We start from the raw sequence: 17,117 nt of genomic DNA, 5'->3' as shown, positions 1-17,117 counted from the left end.
TCAGCGAAGCCGACTGCGTACCACGAGCTTGCGCGCACGCGTCAAACCCTCGCCACCAGGGCCCGGGACACGCGAACGCAGCTCCAACAGATCGGCCGCGTCACCGGCTGGAAGCACCGCCCACTGTTGCTGTGCGGCTTCTGCGGCCACGACGGCCTGGGAGTCGTCCGGCCCATGCCGGTCGGCACGGTCCTGTGCCAGGGCCTTGAAGAGGAGGTATGCCGTCTCGGTGTCGCCGGAGCGCGCGGTGAGCCCGGCCTGTACCCCGCGAAGCCGGTCGACCTCCTCTCCGGGTGCTTCCCGTAGCCCCTGCTCGCACAGGGCGAGTGCCTCGGCCCAGTCCTGGCGCTCGACTGCTGCCCTCAACCGCTCCTGCGCCGTGTCTTCGGGCCGTACGGGGGTCGGCGTCTTCGAAGGCGGTGCCGACGGCCGCTGCAGGGACGGTGGAACGGCCTGCGGCGCTACTCGCTGCTGAGCCTCCGGAACTGCGGTCTGCTGGGCAGGGGGCTTCGTGCGGCGCTTGCGCCCCTTTCGTGCTGTCGTGGTCGGATCCTCCAGCACCGTGCTGCCAGCGTCGGAATGGACGGCGATCAACCCCTCCGCTCCGTCTTGTTCGGTCAGCCGAGCCCGTACGGGCCGTCCCACCCGTGCGGCGGTCTCGGCAGCATGCAAGAGGGCGGCGGTGCGTGCATCGGTGCCCGGAGAGACTGCAACGGCCGTTCCGTCCACGGCGGCACCACCGTCCGGAGTGAGACGTATGTCGAGCAGCGGCCAGCCTGGAATCTGCTGTTCATCGGGTGCGGCCATGGGACCTCCTTCAGTCGGTGGCCTCGTTGGTGGTGATCTCCGAGATGCGCCACGGCGCCGATCCGCTGTCCCGGGCCAGCGTGAGGTACGCGTGCAGCTGGGGACCCGGCCCGGTCCAGCCGTCACGGCCGTGCGCGGTGCCCTGTACGACGACTGCGCGGTACGCAGTGATGGGTGTGTCGGCACGAGGTGCCTCGTCGAGATCCGCGAGCTCGACGGCGGAGGAAATCCAAGCGCTATGGGATGACCATGTGCTCCACCGCGCACCAGGGGCAGAAGCCGGCTGGTACGCACGTTCGGCCTCGCGCCGCTCGGCAGTGAGGTAGCGGGCCGTGCGCAGGATCCCGGCATGCGGATGGACGTCGTACGCCGTGTCGTACCCATACGCGAGCCGAGCCCACTCAAGGGCGACCGCGCTCGCGTCACTCTCGTCGATCCTCTTGGCCTGAGGAAGACGTGCCCCCGAGTCGGTGGGGCGGGAAGTCGGCGCGGGAGCCTTGGCGGATGCCACCGGGCTGTCCACCGCGGAAGGCGTGGACGCGCCGCCGGTGCCACACGCCACCACTATTGCGGCGAGTCCGACGGCCGTGGCGGGCGCACGCAGACGAGGCGCCGTCACAGCCCGATCCAAGGTGCGGGGTTGGTGAACTGCCCTCCGGTCAACAGCTCGAAGTGGAGGTGGGGGCCGGTGGAATTGCCCGTGTTCCCCGAGTGGCCGACGAGCATTCCCACCTGAACGGTCGCTCCCTTGGCCACGCTCCGGGCGCTCAGGTGGTTGTACGTCGTCTCCACGGTCCTGCCGTCCCGACTTTTGTGTTTGACGACGACACGGTTCCCGTAGGCGCTGTTCCACCCCGAAAACGTCACCGTCCCTGCGCCAGCCGCATACACGGGCGTGCCGGAGGCCACCGCGAAGTCGATGCCGGTGTGATAGCCGTAGGCGCTGCCCGGTCGATTCACCCCGTATGGCGACGATATGACCGGCCTGCCCTTCAGGGGAGCAGCGAGCTTCTGGCCTGCGGGAACGGTGCCGCCCCCGCCCTCCTCGAGATCCTCGGTGTACTTGGCCATGAGCGCTTTGATCGACCTTACGTAGTTGCGGGTTTCGGTGTAAGGCGGGATGCCGCCGTACTGCTTCACTGCGTAGGGCCCCGCGTTGTAACCGGCCAGGGTGAGATCCAGGACGTCGCCGGATGCCACCCCGTCCTCGACGTAGCCTTTCATCTGCCGTGCCAGCGCACAGTCGAAGCGCCCCTGCGCCATGATCGCGTCCCCCGGGTCGAAGGGGCTGATCCGTCCGTTCTTGTCGTCGTCCCTGCCCCACGTCTTCCACGTGCCTGGGATGAACTGGGAGATTCCCTGAGCGAGAGGCACTTTGATCGTCCGTCCGGTCTCGGGGTCCTTCACGTACTGGTAGGACTGGGCATCGGGATCCCAGCCGGACTCCTGCTGGATCTGGGCGGCGATCACAGGCGCAGTGATCTCCTCGCACATCGATCCGGCTTTGAGTACCCACGCGCGGTAGGCCGCCGGGACGGCACCTTCTTTGAGTTCGCTGGCCTGAGCCGGTTCACCGCCGCCGCCCAGCAGTCCCCCAAGTAGCACGAGAGCTCCGAGGAAGGCGCCAAGGCACCCGCCTCCGCACCCTATGCCGACTTTCGCCGCCCCCTGCATCCGATGCCTTCGTCCCCCGTGACATGGCCATGTGATCGATACAGCACACTAGTTGGCACACGCGTACGATGCACATGTTCCGCGCCACACGCTGCGCGGGTGCATCTGGTGCCTCCTGGACATCACAACTTGCTTGGTGCATCGGAAACTTGGCACGCGCATGTTCGAAAGCCCTTATGATCGTCGCTGGTTAGAACGAATTGACCACGAGCCGGGTCGCGGGGAGCGCGGCGTGACGGGGGAATCCGATGATGTACGAGCTGGTCCTTGTTGCAGGGGACTCCGCGCACCACGCAGGCCACTACCTCGCTGATGCCGCTGACCCAAGCCAGGTCCGCTACCTGGCCGACGTCGTCAACCCGGGCCAGGGTGTCGAGCCGCCGGGTGCCGGAAAGCTCAAGACCGTCGTTCAGTGGGTCGCGTGGGTGGTCCTTGCCCTCTGCGTCACGGGCGTTCTCGTCGTGGCCGGCCGCATGGCCCTGTCCCACCAGCGCGGGCAGGGCGGTGAACACGCCACTGGCCTTGCCTACGTCCTCGGTGCTTGCGTCCTGGTCGGTATCGCTTCCGGACTCGTGGGCACTTTGGTCGGGGGCGAATAGCAGATCCGGCCGCAACAAGCACCTGGGGGACGAGCATGAGCGCTGACAGGCAGCCTGCGGCATCCGAGGAGGAGCTGCAGAACCCGTACACCAGGCCCGGTTTCATTGCCTCAGCCGGGGTCATTGCAGTCATCATCGCACTGGTACCCGTCCTGATTCTCACCGGTGGCGGAGGCGATCCCGCGGACAAGAGCGCGCCAGCTGCTACCAGCAGCGCCAAAGGCGCAGCGCCGCCAGCAGGGAACTCCGCCTCTCCCCCCGGGGGCGACGGTACGCAGCAGTCCTGTCCGGCGCTGAAGGACACGACGGCCGACACCACCAGCGTCACCGACCTGGCCTCGATCGGGCTCACATGGAAGAGGTTCGGTCCGGTCAACCTCCCTGCGTCCAGGGACGCCGGTCCTGCAATCGTGAAGGGGGGAGTGGCCCGTTGCTACGCTCACACGCCCCGCGGAGCCCTCCTCGCTCTGGCGAACATCTCCGTCCGCTCCTCCAACGGACCCGACTGGCGGAGCGTTGTGGCTCAGCAGGTGTACCCGGACGAGACACAGGAAGTCTTCGAACAGGGTGTCGCGGCGAGCCGCAGTGACCAGGCCTCGGACTTCCCGTCGTCGAGCCCCAGCCTGGCCGGCTACAAGCTGATCTCCTACACGCCCGACACCGCTGTCATCGACCTCGCGTTCAAGAACCCCGGTGGAACAGTGCTCACCATGGTGCTGACTGCCAGGTGGCACGAAGGCGACTGGAAGCAGCAGATGTCTGTCGAGGGTCAGTCCGCGTCTGTGTCGAAGCGGTTCAACACCAACGGCTACACACTGTTTCCGGCCGGGTGATCGGACGTGGGCTCCTGCTGGAATCCGCTCAACTGGGGCGACTGCGCCACGGACGCGGTTGCCGAGACCGGTGCCGACGTCTTCGTGGTCATCGTAGAAGGCGCCATCGAGGGACTCGGAAAGATCGTCGGGACCGTGATGACGTGGTGGGTGGAGATTCCCACACCTGATCTCGCGGCAGGCGGCGGTGACAATCCGAAGACCTCCCCAGTCGCCTGGATCTGGCTGCACACCGGTTGGATCACCACATGGGTGGCCGTGCTGGGGCTACTCATCGCGGCCGGCAAGATGGCCTTCACCAGACGAGGCGAATCAGCCGTCGAGGCGATTAAGGGCATGCTCACTCTGACGGTGGTCACGGGCATGGGCCTGAGTGTCATCAGCCTGCTGCTCGAGGCCTCCGACCAGTTCTCCGAATGGATCATCGAGGAGTCCTACAGCGGCAAGGAGTTCGGTGATGCCATCGCCGACTGGCTCGCCCTGAGCAGCCTGGTGGGAGGTATCGGGCCGGTGCTCGCGCTCGTCCTCACCCTGCTGGCCACCATCTCCTGCATCGCCCAAGTTGCCCTGATGATGGTGCGCACGATCATGCTGTTCATCCTCTGCGGGATGCTCCCGCTCAGCGCGGCGTCCACCATGACAGCGGCTGGCCAGGCCTGGTTCCGCAAATCGCTCGCCTGGCTGCTGGCGTTCCTTCTGTACAAACCCGCTGCCGCGATCATCTACGCGATGGCCTTCCGCATGACGGCGGCCATCGGCGACGGCAACGCGGACAGCAAGACCTTCCTCACCTCGGTCTGCGGCATCATGCTGATGATCCTCTCGGTGTTCGCCCTGCCGGCGCTCATGCGTTTCGCCACCCCGCTGGTCCAGGCCGTGGGCTCCGGCGGTTCGGGAGCGGGTGCGGCCGCCACGGGTGGAGCATTGGCGATGGGTGCCAAGAAGGTCGCCTCCATGGTCAGTCAGCAGTCCGGAGGATCTGGAGCGCCTTCCTCCGGTGGCTCGTCCGCGCCCTCCGGCGCCCGCCCCGGCCCCCAGCCGTCATCGGGCGGCGGCAATCGCCCCGGCGGTGGCAACTCACCCAGCCCTTCGTCTGGGCAGGGCGGCAGCCCGGCTGGCGGTGCCGGCCGGACTTCCTCCACCGGGAGCAGTGCCCCTGCGGGTGGTTCGGGTGCCGGAGCGGGTGGTGCGGCGGCGGGTGGTTCGGGTGCCGGAGCGGGTGGTGCGGCGGCGGGTGGTTCGGGTGCTGCAGCGGGGGGCGCTGCGGCTGGTGGTGCTGCGGCGGCGGGCGGCCCGGTCGGAATTGCCGTCGCGGCTGGTGTGACCGCGGCCAAGGGGGCCAAGAAAGCAGCGGAAAATGCCGTGGGCAACACGGCGGACGGCGAGGGACCAAGTGGCAGCAAGTGAGATCAGCGGGCCGCGTACGTACGGCAACTGGCGAAAGCCCACCTCGCCCGGTATCCACGGACTCGGTATGGCCGGGACGATGGTTTTGCTCGGCGGCATGGTGCTCGTCGTCATCTCCATGCTCATCTCGACCTGGCTCGCCTTGGGCTTCGCCGTTGCCGTAGGCCTCTCCCTCGTGCCGCTGTTGCTGAGGGATGCGCACGGCCGCAACGGGCTGCAGCGCTTCACGGCCCGTGTCGCCTTCCGTAACGGTCGCAAGACCGGCAAGAACGTGTACCGGTCGGGACCGCTCGGCCGGACCGAATACGGCACATGCCAGCTTCCAGGTCTCGCGGCCCAGTCCACGCTCACCGAGGCTGTCGATGCACATGGCCGCCCCTTCGCCCTGCTTTCCATACCCTCCGTGAATCACCACACCGCCGTACTGCAGTGCGACGCTGACGGCGCCTCGCTCGTTGACACCGAGCAGGTTGACACCTGGGTGGCCTACTGGGGCCAATGGCTAGCGGCCCTGGCCTACGAGCCGAACCTGGTGGGGTGTTCGGTGACGATCGAGTCTGCCCCCGACCCCGGTATCCGCTTGGAGCGTGAGGTCAGCGGCAATATCGACCCCCAGGCGCCCGACCTCGCTCAGACAGTGCTGCGCGAGGTCGTCCAGACCTATCCGGCCGGCTCCGCCACGCTTACTACACGTGTCGCGCTCACCTACTCGGGCGCGGCTGCGCCGGGGCAGAAGCGCCGTGATGCCGAGGGCATGGCTGCGGAGATCGGTCTACGCCTGCCCGGCCTGTCCTCCAACCTGTCCATGACCGGCGCCGGCCCGGCCACACCGATGACCGCCTCCGGTCTCGCCGAGGCGGTGCGCGTGGCCTACGACCCGTCTGTCGCCGTTCTGGTGGAAGAAGCCCGGAGCTCGGGCGGCTCTGGGATCACATGGGACGAGGCCGGTCCCATCGCTGCGGAGGAGTCGTGGGACCACTACCGACACGATGGTGCATTCTCCATCACATGGTCTATGAGCGAGGCTCCCAGGGGAGAGGTGTTCTCCTCCGTGCTGACTTCCCTGCTGCTGCCGCACCCTGACATCAGCCGCAAGCGGGTCACCATGCTCTACCGTCCCCACGATCCCGCCTCCGCCGCTCGCGTCGTCGAACGAGACCGCAAAGATGCGCTGTTCAAGGCTCAGCAGGCCAAGGTGGAGAACGCGAGGGACTCCGTGGCCGTGCGTGCCGCAGAGCAGGCGGCGCGGGAAGAGGCAACCGGAGCAGGCGTCATCCGCTTCGGGATGCTCGTCACAGCGACCGTGACCCAACGGGACGAACTCGAGCGTGCGGCAGCGGCGATCAGCAACATCTCCGCTCCTGCCCGAGTGGCGCTGCGCCGTGTGTACGGCTCCCAGGCCTCGGCCTTCGCCGCCGGTCTGCCGTTGGGAATCGTGCTGCCTCACCATCTGCGCGTGCCGCAAGCGGTACGCGACGCCATGTGAGGAGGGGGCCGCCAATGACTGGGAAGAAGACTTCCGGACCGCGTCGCCCGGGTTGGCGTGGCTGGCCGGGACGAGGAGGGGGCGCGGCGTCATATGTCGAGGCCGCGCCCGAATGGCGCGGTACTACAGTCCAGGTGTGCGGGCTGTGGCCTTTCGCCGCCGGCTCCGGCACCCCTATGGTCGGAGTTCCGCTCGGCCGCAACCTGATCTCGGGCGCGGCCGTGTGCTGCGACCCGATCAGTTGGTTCCAGCGTGCCAACCTGCTCCTCAACCCCTCGGCGTTCGTCCTGGGAAAGCCCGGACTGGGCAAGAGCACGGTCGTACGCCGCCAAGCACTCGGCTTGGCGGGGTACGGCGTCCACCCCATGGTTTTCGGGGATCTGAAACCCGACTACGTCGATCTCATCCACGCGCTCGGCGGCCAGGTCATCACCCTTGGCCGAGGTCGTGGCTACCTCAACCCGCTGGACACCTCCATCGCCACCTCGGCAGCGGCCCGCCTGACCGGCGAGGCACGCCGCGCCATCATCGCAGACGCCCACGGCCGCCGGCTCAACGCCGTCTCCGCCCTGCTGACCATCCTGCGCGGCGAACCCCCCACAGACCGTGAGGAGACACTCCTCGCGGCTGCCCTCAAAGTCCTCGACGAACGGCACAGCGGCACTCCCGTCATGGCCGACCTGCTACAGGTCATCAAGGACGCCCCCGAGTTCGTGCGCTCCGTCGCCCTCGACCGCGGCAGCCTCAGCCGCTATCGCGACATCACCGAGCCGCTGGAGTCGTCCCTCACCGGGCTCCTCGGACAGGGACGGCTCGGCGACATGTTCGCCCATCCCACTTCGGTCCCCATGCACACCGACCGGCCTGTCTGTTTCGACGTGTCCTCCATCGACGATTCCGAAGTGCTCCTGCAGGCTGCCGCCCTGCTGGCCTGCTGGACCTACGGATTCAGCTCGGTCGCGGCCGCCCAAGCTCTCGCCGACGCCGGACTCGAGCAGCAGAAGCACTACTTCGTGATCCTCGACGAGCTCTGGCGCGTGCTGCGGGCCGGGCGGGGCTTGGTCGACCGCGTCGACGCCCTCACCCGCCTCAACCGGCAACGCGGTGTCGGCATGGCCATGATCACCCACACCATGTCCGACCTGCTGGCGCTGCCGGCGGAGGAGGACAGGATGAAGGCCAAGGGCTTTGTCGAACGTGCAGGCATGGTGATCTGCGGTGGGCTTCCGGGCGCGGAAATGCCTGATCTCAACCAGGTCGTCGCGATGTCGCATGTCGAACAAGAGATGATCACCGGCTGGTCGACTCCGCCAGCCTGGGACTCCCTCGCCGGGCGCGAGGCACCGCCTCCCGGACGTGGCAAGTTCCTCATCAAGGTGGGCGGACGGCCCGGCATTCCGCTGCAGGTGGAGCTCACCGACGCCGAGCTATCGATCAACGACACCAACCGCAGGTGGACGACATGACCGCCACGGAAGGAAAGCGAGGGCCTTCCTCGGAGATCGGCCCCTTCCTCTTCCTCGGCACTCTGCTCACGCTCGTGCTCGGAGTCGTTGGCTGCTGGGGAGCAGCTGCCGCCGGAGCCGAGCTGACTGGTGCGGAGAGCCCTCCCGCTAATCCGTTCGCTTACGCCCTCGGGCTGGTCACCGGATCCGCTCACTGGCCAGGCGCAGGGGCTACCGTTGTTGCCGCCGCCGAGGGTCTGCTCGTACTCCTCGTTGCTGTCGTTGTCATCCGGGCCGTGCTCAGCCAGAACGCGAGGCCGAAGATCGACCGCACGGCACGCCACCTGGGCCGCGGAAAGGATCTCGACAAACTCAGTGCGGCCGGCGCGGCTGCGACGGCGGCTCGCCTCGGGACGAAGGCCGACCAGCCCGGTGTGTTCATCGGCCGCACGCTCACCGGCGGTCGTCCGCTGTACGGCAGCTTTGAGGACATGCACATAGACATATGGGGCCCGCGTACCGGCAAGACGACCCGACGTGCCATCCCGGCCATTTGCGACGCCCCCGGATCAGTGCTGGTCACATCCAACAAACGAGACGTCGTCGATGCCACTCGAGGCGTACGGGAGGCCATGGGCAAGGTGTGGGTGTTCGACCCGCAAGGCCGCGCGGGAGAGCCCCCCACATGGTGGTGGAATCCGCTGTCTTATGTCACCGATGTCTCCAAGGCCCGCAAGATGGCCTCTCACTTCGCCCTCGGGTCACGCGACAGCGGAGCCAAGACCGATGCGTTCTTCGAGCCAGCCGGCCAAGACCTCCTCGCCAACCTCCTGCTCGCGGCAGCCGAGTCCAAGGCGCCCATCACTCAGGTCTACACCTGGTTGACCAGGCCGAAGGACGGCGCCCCCGTACGTATCCTGCGTACACACGGCCATGCCCTCGCCGCAGATTCCGTCGAAGGCGTGGTCACCGCGCCAGAAAAGCAACGCGGCGGCATCTATGGCACCGCGATGCAGATGGCGTCCTGCCTGGTGAACCCGGCCGTGCATCCGTGGATCACCCAGGGCAGCGGCCTGGCCAAGCGGCCTGAGTTCGCCCCCGCCGATTTCGTCCGCGACGATCTCGGCACGCTGTACTCCCTCTCCCGCGAGGGCAAGGACTCCGCGGGGCCGCTTGTGACGGCGCTGACCGTCGCCGTCGTGGAGGCTGCGGAAGAGGCGGCGACCCTCCAGCCCGGGGGGCGGCTTCAGGTCCCCCTGCTCGGGGTGCTCGACGAGGCGGCCAACGTCTGCCGCTGGGCAGACCTTCCCGACCTGTACTCCCACTACGGCTCGCGCGGCATCATCCTCATGACGATCCTCCAGTCCTGGGCCCAGGGAATCGAGGTCTGGGGCGAGAAGGGGATGGAGAAGCTCTGGTCAGCGGCCAACATCCGGGTGTACGGCGGCGGCGTCTCCGACACTCGGTTTCTCAACGATCTGTCCCAGCTTGCCGGGGAGTTCGAGGCCGAGACCGTCTCGGTCTCCTACCAGCCCGCCCAGCAGGGTATGGGACTGTTCGCCAACCGCTCTACCAGCCACACCTCGCGCCGCGAGCGGGTATTGGACGTGGCCGATCTGGGGGCCATGCCTCCCGGACGTGCCCTGGTGCTGGCTTCCGGCACTCAGCCCGTTCTCGTCGAGACTGTCCCATGGTGGGAGTCAGCCCATGCCGAGGCTGTCCGCGCCTCTCTGGCGGCGCACGATCCAGGGGTGCGGCCGTGAGTGACTCGTTGGACGAGCCCGAGCCGGTCTTCTCCTCCTTGGACGAGTTCGTCACCGACTACCTCGCTCAGATGATCCGTCGGCGTGTCAACGGCACCATGCTGACGTGGTGCCCGGCGTGGTGGAAGCACGCCGAGGCCATCTCCCGGCTCGACGCGATATGGCGGGCCTGGGAGCATCTGCGCCTGGACGAGAATCTCGGCATGTCGACGTGGTGGCTCTATCACTGCGATCCCCATCTGAATGCCCTAATGGACGCCGACACCGGTCCCTTCTCGGCATGCTCCCCCACCGATGGGCACACCCCCTATCCACACCCGCCGCTTCCTCTGGAGCCGTCGGATCCGATGCTGTGGGTGGAAAGCCCTTTCAAGCGATGACGGTGGGCGCCAGAGAGGCTACGGTGCGTAGAACGATCGTGTCCTACCCGTAGGCCCGGTGCCATCAACCGCTCCCCGCCCAGGCGCAAGGATCTGCACGGATTGCGTCGTCCTGCGCAACGAGATCCCGCCATGTCGCAGCAGGCGACGCGCGTGGCTCCACACTACGTGGGCGGACATTGGCTTACGCCGTGCCGATGCTGGTCGGGGCTATGACCCTGTTTCGGCCATTCGTATCCAGTGAGGACGCGGAGGTAACTCCCACCTCATGCTGCCTATTTGCTGCTGGGGCGGGGGGCGGCAACAAAGCGGATCCGGCCAGGGCCCCTGACGGGGCCTCGGGTGGTTGGTAGCGTCGGCCGATGCTTGATCGTCGGGAGGGGCAGCGAGGCATGCGGGCGGCGAGGACGATGGCCGGGGCTGTGCTGGCGGCAGCCGTGGTGGCTGGCTGCAGCAGTTCGGGCAGTACGGGCACGAAGGGTGGGGGCGGCGGACCGGATGCGACGTCCGCGGCGAAGCCTTTGGCCAAGTTGAGTGTGCCGTCGGCCTACGACGGAGCCAAGGGCTGGGATGAGACGCTCGCCTGGGTGCCCGAATCCGTGGGGACGCTGCCCGTCGCGGTGGTACCGCGGTCGGAGACGGTCGCCATGATGTACGCGGCTTCCGGGGGTTACACGGTGAAGGTCAGGTCGGCGGACAGCGGTCAGGTCCGCTGGGCTTCTGCTCCGTGGAACCCGCCGACGCCAGTGGAGGGTGCGGAGGGCAATCCCGAGAGTGGCGAGTCCGCGGAGATTCCCGATGTGACGGGTGTGGAGCAGGACGGCCGTGCCTATGTGGTCGCGTATGCGCATGGCATGCGTGGCAAGGACGACCTGCACGAGGGCACCGAGGTGGTGCGGCTGGCAGTGTATCCGGCGGATGCTTCGGGCTCGTCGGTGAAGCCGCTTCGGGAGGTCGACGTGCCGGTGTCGGCTGATCCGGGCGAGGTACGGGTGCGGGCAGAGGGCGGGCGGCTGCTGGTCGCATGGGGTGAGGACGGCATGTACCCGCGCTGGTCACATGCGGTGGACGTGGCGACCGGCACGGTCACCCCGTACAAGGACCCCGAGAGTCTGCTGCCCCAGTGCGACGAGGTGGTGGCCTGCCCCAACACTCGCGTCATGGCGGCCAGTGAGGTTGGTCCACTGGTGGCTATGGGCAGGGGAGGCTTCGGCGTGCCGGGCCGCTGGTTCAGTGACGACGTCCGGCCGGACGGCGTCGACGCACGGTCCGGCCTGCTGGGTACCTGGAACGGCGATGTGTACGGCGTAGGGGACGGCCGTCTTCTCGCCCGGTGGAGCAGGGGCGGAAAGTACGGGGCGGACGTCGACCCAGTCTGGTCGGTGCACGACCTGCGTACGGGCAGGATCCAGGCCCGAATGGAATGCGGATACGACGGAGCACAGCAGTTCGATGCGGCCCGTGACTATCCGGTGGTCGCCTCGCCCTCGGGCCGCTATCTGGCCGCCGGTCCCGTGGCCTTCGACCTGGAACGGAAGAAGGGGATCTGCCTGGACAGTGACGGCAACCGCAAGACCATCGTGCTCGGCTCGATCCGAGACGACGGCACGGCCTACGGGGCGGTCCAAGAAGACTCGGCCACCAGCGACATCGAACCGGTTGTCGCCCAGCTCGCCCTCACCACCGGTACCGGTGAGCCGAAGGTCCTCGGCGCGGGCATCGACATCCCTCAATACACCAGCGTGAACGGCTCGGGCCTCTTCGTCACCCGCGACGAGGACAAGAACGTACGGATCTCACTGCGCCGTGAGCGCTGACGCGACCTCTTATCGACATGTCGAGTCCGGCGATCGGGGGCCCGGCGGGCTCATCCACGACAATCGCCTCGGGTGGGAAGACTCAGCGTTTCTGCGGCGTGCGCTGGTTACGCGGCCCTCGACGCCGCGCCCACCGAAGATCGGTAGCCGATCCGGGCCGCCTTCGAATGAGCCGGCATAGTTTCCGCCCCTATGCTGGATCCGCGCTGGATCGCGCCCCGCGATGGGCGATCAGTGCAGGTGACAGCGCTGTCCTCGATGTTCCGCTTCAATGTGTAGCGGGTGATATACCATCACGTCGCTGATCTGGCAAACATGCAGGTCAGGGAGGGCTCGGCTCTTCGGGGTCGGGCCCTTGGTTTTTTCCCGTGCTGGGATGGTACTGGGATAGCTGACCCCTCGTCACCTGTCGTCATCCCTGGTCATCCGTACGGTGCTGGGATTGTGCTGGGACGTGGATGTGGTGCCGGTGCTGGGTTCGGCTCTGGTGAGTGGCTGAACCGTGGGACGGCGACTGCTGGCTCTGGCAAAGTGATCGGCACTGCTAGACGATTCTCGTGAGGAACTTGTGAGCGCGCTCGGTAGCTTCATCTGGTCTATCGCTGACCAACTTCGGGGCCCCTATCGCCCCAACCAGTACGGGACAGTGGTCCTCCCGTTCACGATCCTGCGACGGCTCGCACGAAACGGCTCAGCGCATCAGTGATGCCGGGATTGCTAACAGCTCCGCCCGCCTTCTCCCGGCACGGACTGTCGTCCTCTCGCGAGACGCGACTGTGGGTCGTACGGCGATCATGGGCGTTCCGATGGCGACGTCGCAACACTTCGCGGCATGGGTGTGCGGACCAGATCTGGACCCCGAGTACCTCTGGGTCTTGTTTGAAGATGCGATGCAACCCTTCTTCGACTCGTTCCAGAACGGATCAACCATCCGAACCATCGGCATGGGAGATCTGAAAGCCTTCCGCACCCCACTTCCACCGCTCGACGAGCAGCGCCGCATCGTCGAATGCCTGGACGAGGAGACCTCGAAAATCGACATGCTCATCGAGGAGGCCGCACGGTTCATCGAACTCTCAAAGGAACGCCGATCGGCACTGATCACGGCGGCCGTGACAGGACAGATCGACGTACGAGAGGCGGCGTAATGGCCGACCACAACGAGGCGGTCTTCGAGAAGGAGATTTGCGAGTACCTCGAGGCGCGCGGCTGGCTGTACTCGGTGAACGACCGCGACGGTGGTGAGTACGACCGCGAGCGGGCGCTGTTCCCGGCGGATCTGTTCGCCTGGCTGGAGGCGACGCAGAAGACGGCGTACGAGAAGGCGCTGAAGGCGGCGGGGTCGCAGGCGAAGTTCCTTGACGTGCTGACCGCAGCGTTGGACAAGCCGCTTGAGCACGGCGGCGGGATGCTGAACATCCTGCGCAACGGGGTTCAGTACATCGGTGGCGGCCGCTTGAAGATGGCGCAGTTCCGCCCCGATACCTCGCTCAACGCGACCACCGTGTCGCATTTCGAGGCGATGCGGGTGCGGGTGGTGCGGCAGGTGCACTTCTCGACCGCTGATCAGCGCACCATCGACCTGGTGTTCTTCGTCAACGGGCTCCCGGTGGCCACGGTGGAGCTGAAGACCGACTTCACCCAGTCGCTGGACGAGGCGATCAACCAGTACAAGCAGGACCGCAATCCGTTGACGAACGGGCGCCCGGAGCCGCTGCTGTCGTTCGGTCACCGGGCGCTGGTGCACTTCGCGGTCTCCAACGGTCTAGCGGCCATGACCACGAAGCTGGAGGGGGACAAGACCCACTTCCTTCCGTTCAACGTCGGTTTCGACAGTGGTGCCGGCAACCCGCCTGGCGCGGGCGACAGGTCGGCGACGGCGTACCTGTGGGAACGCGTCTGGGAGAAGCACGCTTGGCTGAACGTCATCGGGCGGCTGATGATCGTGCAGACCAAGGAGGAGTGGGACGTCACCACCGGCACCTCGGTGCGGCGTACGAGCATGCTCTTCCCGCGCTTCCATCAGTGGGAAGCCGTCACGAGCATCGTCGCTGCAGTGAGGGAGGAGGGTGTCGGGCACCGGTACTTGATCGAGCACTCGGCCGGGTCAGGAAAGACGAACACCATCGCCTGGACCGCCCACGGGCTGGCTCGACTGCATGATGCCGAAGACAAGAAGGTCTTCGACTCCGTCATCGTGGTCGTGGACCGTACCGTGCTCGACTCCCAGCTGCAGGACGCGATCCGGCAGATCGACGGGAACAAGAAGATTGTCGCGACGATCAGCCCCGAGGACGTCCGCAAGGCCGGCGCGAAGTCGAAGTCGGGTCTGCTGGCGCAGGCGTTGAAGAGTGGCGAGCGCATCATCGCGGTGACAGTGCAGACCTTCCCGCACGCGCTGGAAGAGATCCGGACCGACGCCAGCCTGAAGGGCAAGCGATTCGCCGTGATCGCTGATGAGGCGCATTCATCTCAGTCGGGGCAGATCTCCTCGAAGCTGAAGCAGGTACTGACGGCCGAGGAGCTCAAGGAGATCGAGGAGGGCGGGGATGTCGATGTGGAGTCGGTGCTGGCCTCGGAGATGACCGAGCGGGCCGAATCGGAGAACATCTCGTACTTCGCGTTCACCGCGACGCCGAAGAACAAGACCCTCGAGCTGTTCGGCCGCAAGGGCCCCGACGGTAAGCCGCGCGAGTTCCACCTGTACTCGATGAAGCAGGCGATCGAGGAGGGCTACATCCTCGACGTCCTCAAGGGCTATCAGTCCTACGACACTGCGCTGAAGATCGCCGGCAAGGCCGAGACCAGTGATGGAAGCGAGGTCGAGGAGGCCGCCGCCCGCAAGGGGCTGATGAGGTGGGTTCAGCTCCACCCGACGAACGTCAGCCAGAAAGTGCAGATCATCGTCGAGCACTTCCACGCCAACGTCGCGGGCCCGCAGCCGTCGAAGGACGACGAATTTACCGAGGCCAACATGAATCCCGGCGCCGGGGCTGACCTGGCGGCCGCGTTCAAGGGCGAAACGCCGAGTTCAGACATTCTTGATCTGCACTTGGTCGCCGCACAGCTTCGACCAGTCGTCGCGATCCGAGGTCAGTACGAGGACGGGTGCCGGGGAGCGGAGCGCCATCGCGGCGACGAGGGCGTCGATGGCGTACTTGTGGCCGTGCAGGCCGCCGGCGTCACTCAGTAGCTGCACCGCCGTGAGGCTGTCCGCCTGGGTGACGTCCTGGACCTGAAGGCGGGAGAGCAGCCAGCGCAGTCGGGCGGTGTCCGTCTTCCCGTAAACGGCCTCCACCACCGTCAGGGCAGATACGAGGACGGGCACGCCCACGCGTCGAGCGGCCTCGATCCGGGTGATCATCTGGCGATCGTTGCGCAGCAGCAGCGACAGCGCCTGGGAGTCGAGCACCAGGGACCTGGCCGCGGGCTCCCTCATGCGGCGCTGTCGTTCGACGCGTACGGCGCCGGCGCGTCACCGAACAGTTCGCTCTGCGCGGCCTGGACTTCGGCCTCGCTCAGCGGCTCGTGCTCGGCTTCGTAGGCGGCCACGATCTCGGAGAGGCCGTCCATCGCGAGCTGGTGCCGGACCGCTGCCGTCACATATGCGGACACGCCGCGCTTGCCGGTACGTGTGCGCAGAGCATCGAGGAGTTCCGAGGGCATCGAGACGGAGATGTTCTCCGTGCCGCCGGGGCGGGGAGACTTCATGGCTGCAAGTCTAGTACAGAAACTATTACAGCGCCTGGAGTGCTGTGCGATCTGTACCCGGGGTGGGCGGTGATGCGTAGTCTTGGCGCTTCGAGATCTTTTTGTAGTTTGCAGTGAATCCCGTGCTGGGATGGTGCTGGGACGCGCCCGCATAACCGCAGGTCAGGCCGGTTGTGGTGGAGTTCCGCTTCAATGTGTGATCAGTTGATTGCCATGTGCTAGATAGTGGGTCAAGCGGGCAGTTCAGAAGGGGTCGACCTCTGGCGAGCCCGGCCCCTCCTGTGTTCCCGTGCTCATGTGGTGCTGACTTCTAGCTGCCCCGCGGCGGGGTGAGCTTGTCGAGATCCAGGCTGATCTCGAAAGGCACAGGGCGCTTCAGGTCGCCCCGGAAGATGCCGGCAGGCGCGTAGACGCCAGTCGGTTCGTCGAGTTCGTAGACGTGGACGACGGGGAAGCCGTCCTCGTCCTCGATACACCAGTAGTGCGGGATGCCGGCCTCTGCGTACTTGCGAAGCTTTACCGTGCGGTCCCGGTGGGCGGACTCGGGGGACACGACCTCGATGACGAGTCGTACCTCGTCCGGTGTGAACCAGGTGCGATCGCCGTCGTAGTCGGCCGTCGTCACCAGCAGATCCGGTTCGGGTCGATTGCGCAGGTCGAGCCTTATGGTCATCTCGCGGCCGACCCTGAGATCGGCGGGCGTTTGCTCCATGAGGGCGACGGTGAGCATGGTGACGAGGTGGCCGTGCCACCACCGCTGGGGCGACATCATGAAGACGAGGGCTCCGTCGATGAGCTCGGTGTGGCGGGGCGCCTCGGGGAGGCGGTCCAGGTCCTCCGCGAACCAGCCTTCCGCGCGCGGCGGGCGCATCCAGTCGGGCAGTGCGGTCATGGCACAACCGTAGCGATTCGGAAGGGTCAGGGCCACGAGACCGCCGACGATGGGGACCTCTCCCGTTCGGCCTTGTCCGCACCCCCTTGCCTGTGACTCCCCTCGTGTTGGTTCTGTGCTGACCTGAATCTCTCAGAGGATCGTCTTCGCAGGTCACAGCGCTGTGACAGACATTCCGTTCAACATGTGACGTCTCGTCAAGAACTGTGCCCGACTCGCCTGTTGGCGGGTCGGGCACAGGCGTCTGCCGGTGTGGAGCCCTTGCCCCGCGATGCGGGGCAGCGGCAGGTCCGGTCCGCGTCA

16 protein-coding genes and 1 pseudogene are annotated in these 17,117 nt (G+C 66.7%); 11 read left to right on the top strand and 6 right to left on the bottom strand.

All coding sequences use genetic code 11. The annotated features are described in order from the left end of the window. The 3 genes from O7595_RS11235 to O7595_RS11225 all read right to left on the bottom strand — a co-directional run bounded on the left by O7595_RS11235 (position 1) and on the right by O7595_RS11225 (position 2,412). Positions 1–807 (bottom strand): hypothetical protein, encoded by an 807-nt coding sequence (locus O7595_RS11235; RefSeq protein ID WP_269728576.1) that lies wholly within the window; start codon positions 805–807, stop codon positions 1–3. A 10-nt stretch (positions 808–817) separates the two neighbouring features. Beyond that, positions 818–1,318: a hypothetical protein gene (locus O7595_RS11230; RefSeq protein WP_269728575.1), complete on the bottom strand. Its 501-nt coding sequence runs from the start codon at positions 1,316–1,318 to the stop codon at positions 818–820. A 104-nt stretch (positions 1,319–1,422) separates the two neighbouring features. Continuing rightward, complete coding sequence (locus tag O7595_RS11225; protein WP_269728574.1) at positions 1,423–2,412, bottom strand: peptidoglycan DD-metalloendopeptidase family protein; 990 nt, start codon at positions 2,410–2,412, stop codon at positions 1,423–1,425. 317 nt (positions 2,413–2,729) lie between these two features. On the opposite strand from O7595_RS11225, the gene O7595_RS11220 reads away from it, so the two are divergent. The 11 genes and pseudogenes from O7595_RS11220 to O7595_RS11170 form a co-directional block, all read left to right on the top strand. Beyond that, on the top strand, positions 2,730–3,080 hold the full coding sequence (locus O7595_RS11220; protein WP_269728573.1) for a hypothetical protein: 351 nt from the start codon (positions 2,730–2,732) through the stop codon (positions 3,078–3,080). Positions 3,081–3,115: 35 nt separating this feature from the next. Next, on the top strand, positions 3,116–3,913 hold the full coding sequence (locus O7595_RS11215; protein WP_269728572.1) for a hypothetical protein: 798 nt from the start codon (positions 3,116–3,118) through the stop codon (positions 3,911–3,913). Positions 3,914–3,919: 6 nt separating this feature from the next. Continuing rightward, positions 3,920–5,320 (top strand): hypothetical protein, encoded by a 1,401-nt coding sequence (locus tag O7595_RS11210; RefSeq protein ID WP_269728571.1) that lies wholly within the window; start codon positions 3,920–3,922, stop codon positions 5,318–5,320. Then, positions 5,271–6,806, top strand: a complete 1,536-nt coding sequence (locus O7595_RS11205) for an SCO6880 family protein (RefSeq protein ID WP_332328149.1) — start codon at positions 5,271–5,273, stop codon at positions 6,804–6,806. The genes O7595_RS11210 and O7595_RS11205 overlap by 50 nt, the downstream gene beginning before the upstream one ends. 176 nt (positions 6,807–6,982) lie before the next feature. Then, positions 6,983–8,272: an ATP/GTP-binding protein gene (locus O7595_RS11200; RefSeq protein ID WP_269728569.1), complete on the top strand. Its 1,290-nt coding sequence runs from the start codon at positions 6,983–6,985 to the stop codon at positions 8,270–8,272. Next, positions 8,269–10,014, top strand: coding sequence for a type IV secretory system conjugative DNA transfer family protein (locus O7595_RS11195; RefSeq protein WP_269732453.1), 1,746 nt, complete (start codon positions 8,269–8,271; stop codon positions 10,012–10,014). Before O7595_RS11200 ends, O7595_RS11195 begins: the two co-directional genes overlap by 4 nt. Next, the gene (locus O7595_RS11190; protein ID WP_269728568.1) at positions 10,011–10,394 is read left to right on the top strand and encodes a DUF4913 domain-containing protein; all 384 of its coding nucleotides are present in this window, start codon (positions 10,011–10,013) and stop codon (positions 10,392–10,394) included. The genes O7595_RS11195 and O7595_RS11190 overlap by 4 nt, the downstream gene beginning before the upstream one ends. A gap of 362 nt (positions 10,395–10,756) precedes the next feature. Continuing rightward, on the top strand, positions 10,757–12,211 hold the full coding sequence (locus O7595_RS11185; protein WP_269728567.1) for a hypothetical protein: 1,455 nt from the start codon (positions 10,757–10,759) through the stop codon (positions 12,209–12,211). A 568-nt stretch (positions 12,212–12,779) separates the two neighbouring features. After that, positions 12,780–12,917: a type I restriction-modification system subunit M N-terminal domain-containing protein gene (locus tag O7595_RS11180; protein WP_269728566.1), complete on the top strand. Its 138-nt coding sequence runs from the start codon at positions 12,780–12,782 to the stop codon at positions 12,915–12,917. Further along, a complete protein-coding gene (locus tag O7595_RS11175; RefSeq protein WP_269732452.1) occupies positions 12,910–13,359 on the top strand; it encodes a restriction endonuclease subunit S in 450 nt (149 codons plus the stop codon). The genes O7595_RS11180 and O7595_RS11175 overlap by 8 nt, the downstream gene beginning before the upstream one ends. Next, positions 13,359–14,990: pseudogene (locus tag O7595_RS11170) on the top strand (type I restriction endonuclease); the annotation flags it as partial. The gene O7595_RS11175 and the pseudogene O7595_RS11170, both read left to right, overlap by 1 nt. A gap of 252 nt (positions 14,991–15,242) precedes the next feature. Here O7595_RS11170 and O7595_RS11165 read toward each other — a convergent pair. From O7595_RS11165 to O7595_RS11155, 3 genes are all read right to left on the bottom strand, one after another. Continuing rightward, the gene (locus O7595_RS11165; RefSeq protein WP_269728565.1) at positions 15,243–15,650 is read right to left on the bottom strand and encodes a PIN domain-containing protein; all 408 of its coding nucleotides are present in this window, start codon (positions 15,648–15,650) and stop codon (positions 15,243–15,245) included. Next, positions 15,647–15,922 carry a hypothetical protein gene (locus tag O7595_RS11160; RefSeq protein WP_269728564.1) on the bottom strand — a complete coding sequence of 92 codons (276 nt, stop codon included), beginning with the start codon at positions 15,920–15,922 and terminating at the stop codon, positions 15,647–15,649. Before O7595_RS11160 ends, O7595_RS11165 begins: the two co-directional genes overlap by 4 nt. A gap of 310 nt (positions 15,923–16,232) precedes the next feature. Continuing rightward, entirely contained in the window at positions 16,233–16,814 is a 582-nt protein-coding gene (locus O7595_RS11155) for a Uma2 family endonuclease (protein ID WP_269728563.1), read from the bottom strand. Positions 16,815–17,117: the final 303 nt, after the last annotated feature.

The sequence above is a fragment of the Streptomyces sp. WMMC940 genome (assembly GCF_027460265.1).
Classification (GTDB): Bacteria; Actinomycetota; Actinomycetes; order Streptomycetales; family Streptomycetaceae; genus Streptomyces.
Note: the sequence above shows the minus strand (reverse complement) of the source record. Positions and strands in the feature narration are given on the sequence as shown.

Coding starts and splice junctions, on each gene's coding strand:
- O7595_RS11205 (WP_332328149.1), top strand. CDS start 5,271: ATGCCGTGGGCAACACGGCGGACGGCGAGGGACCAAGTGGCAGCAAGT.
- O7595_RS11165 (WP_269728565.1), bottom strand. CDS start 15,650: ATGAGGGAGCCCGCGGCCAGGTCCCTGGTGCTCGACTCCCAGGCGCTG.
- O7595_RS11185 (WP_269728567.1), top strand. CDS start 10,757: ATGCTTGATCGTCGGGAGGGGCAGCGAGGCATGCGGGCGGCGAGGACG.
- O7595_RS11155 (WP_269728563.1), bottom strand. CDS start 16,814: ATGACCGCACTGCCCGACTGGATGCGCCCGCCGCGCGCGGAAGGCTGG.
- O7595_RS11220 (WP_269728573.1), top strand. CDS start 2,730: ATGATGTACGAGCTGGTCCTTGTTGCAGGGGACTCCGCGCACCACGCA.
- O7595_RS11195 (WP_269732453.1), top strand. CDS start 8,269: ATGACCGCCACGGAAGGAAAGCGAGGGCCTTCCTCGGAGATCGGCCCC.
- O7595_RS11235 (WP_269728576.1), bottom strand. CDS start 807: ATGGCCGCACCCGATGAACAGCAGATTCCAGGCTGGCCGCTGCTCGAC.
- O7595_RS11200 (WP_269728569.1), top strand. CDS start 6,983: ATGGTCGGAGTTCCGCTCGGCCGCAACCTGATCTCGGGCGCGGCCGTG.
- O7595_RS11160 (WP_269728564.1), bottom strand. CDS start 15,922: ATGAAGTCTCCCCGCCCCGGCGGCACGGAGAACATCTCCGTCTCGATG.
- O7595_RS11215 (WP_269728572.1), top strand. CDS start 3,116: ATGAGCGCTGACAGGCAGCCTGCGGCATCCGAGGAGGAGCTGCAGAAC.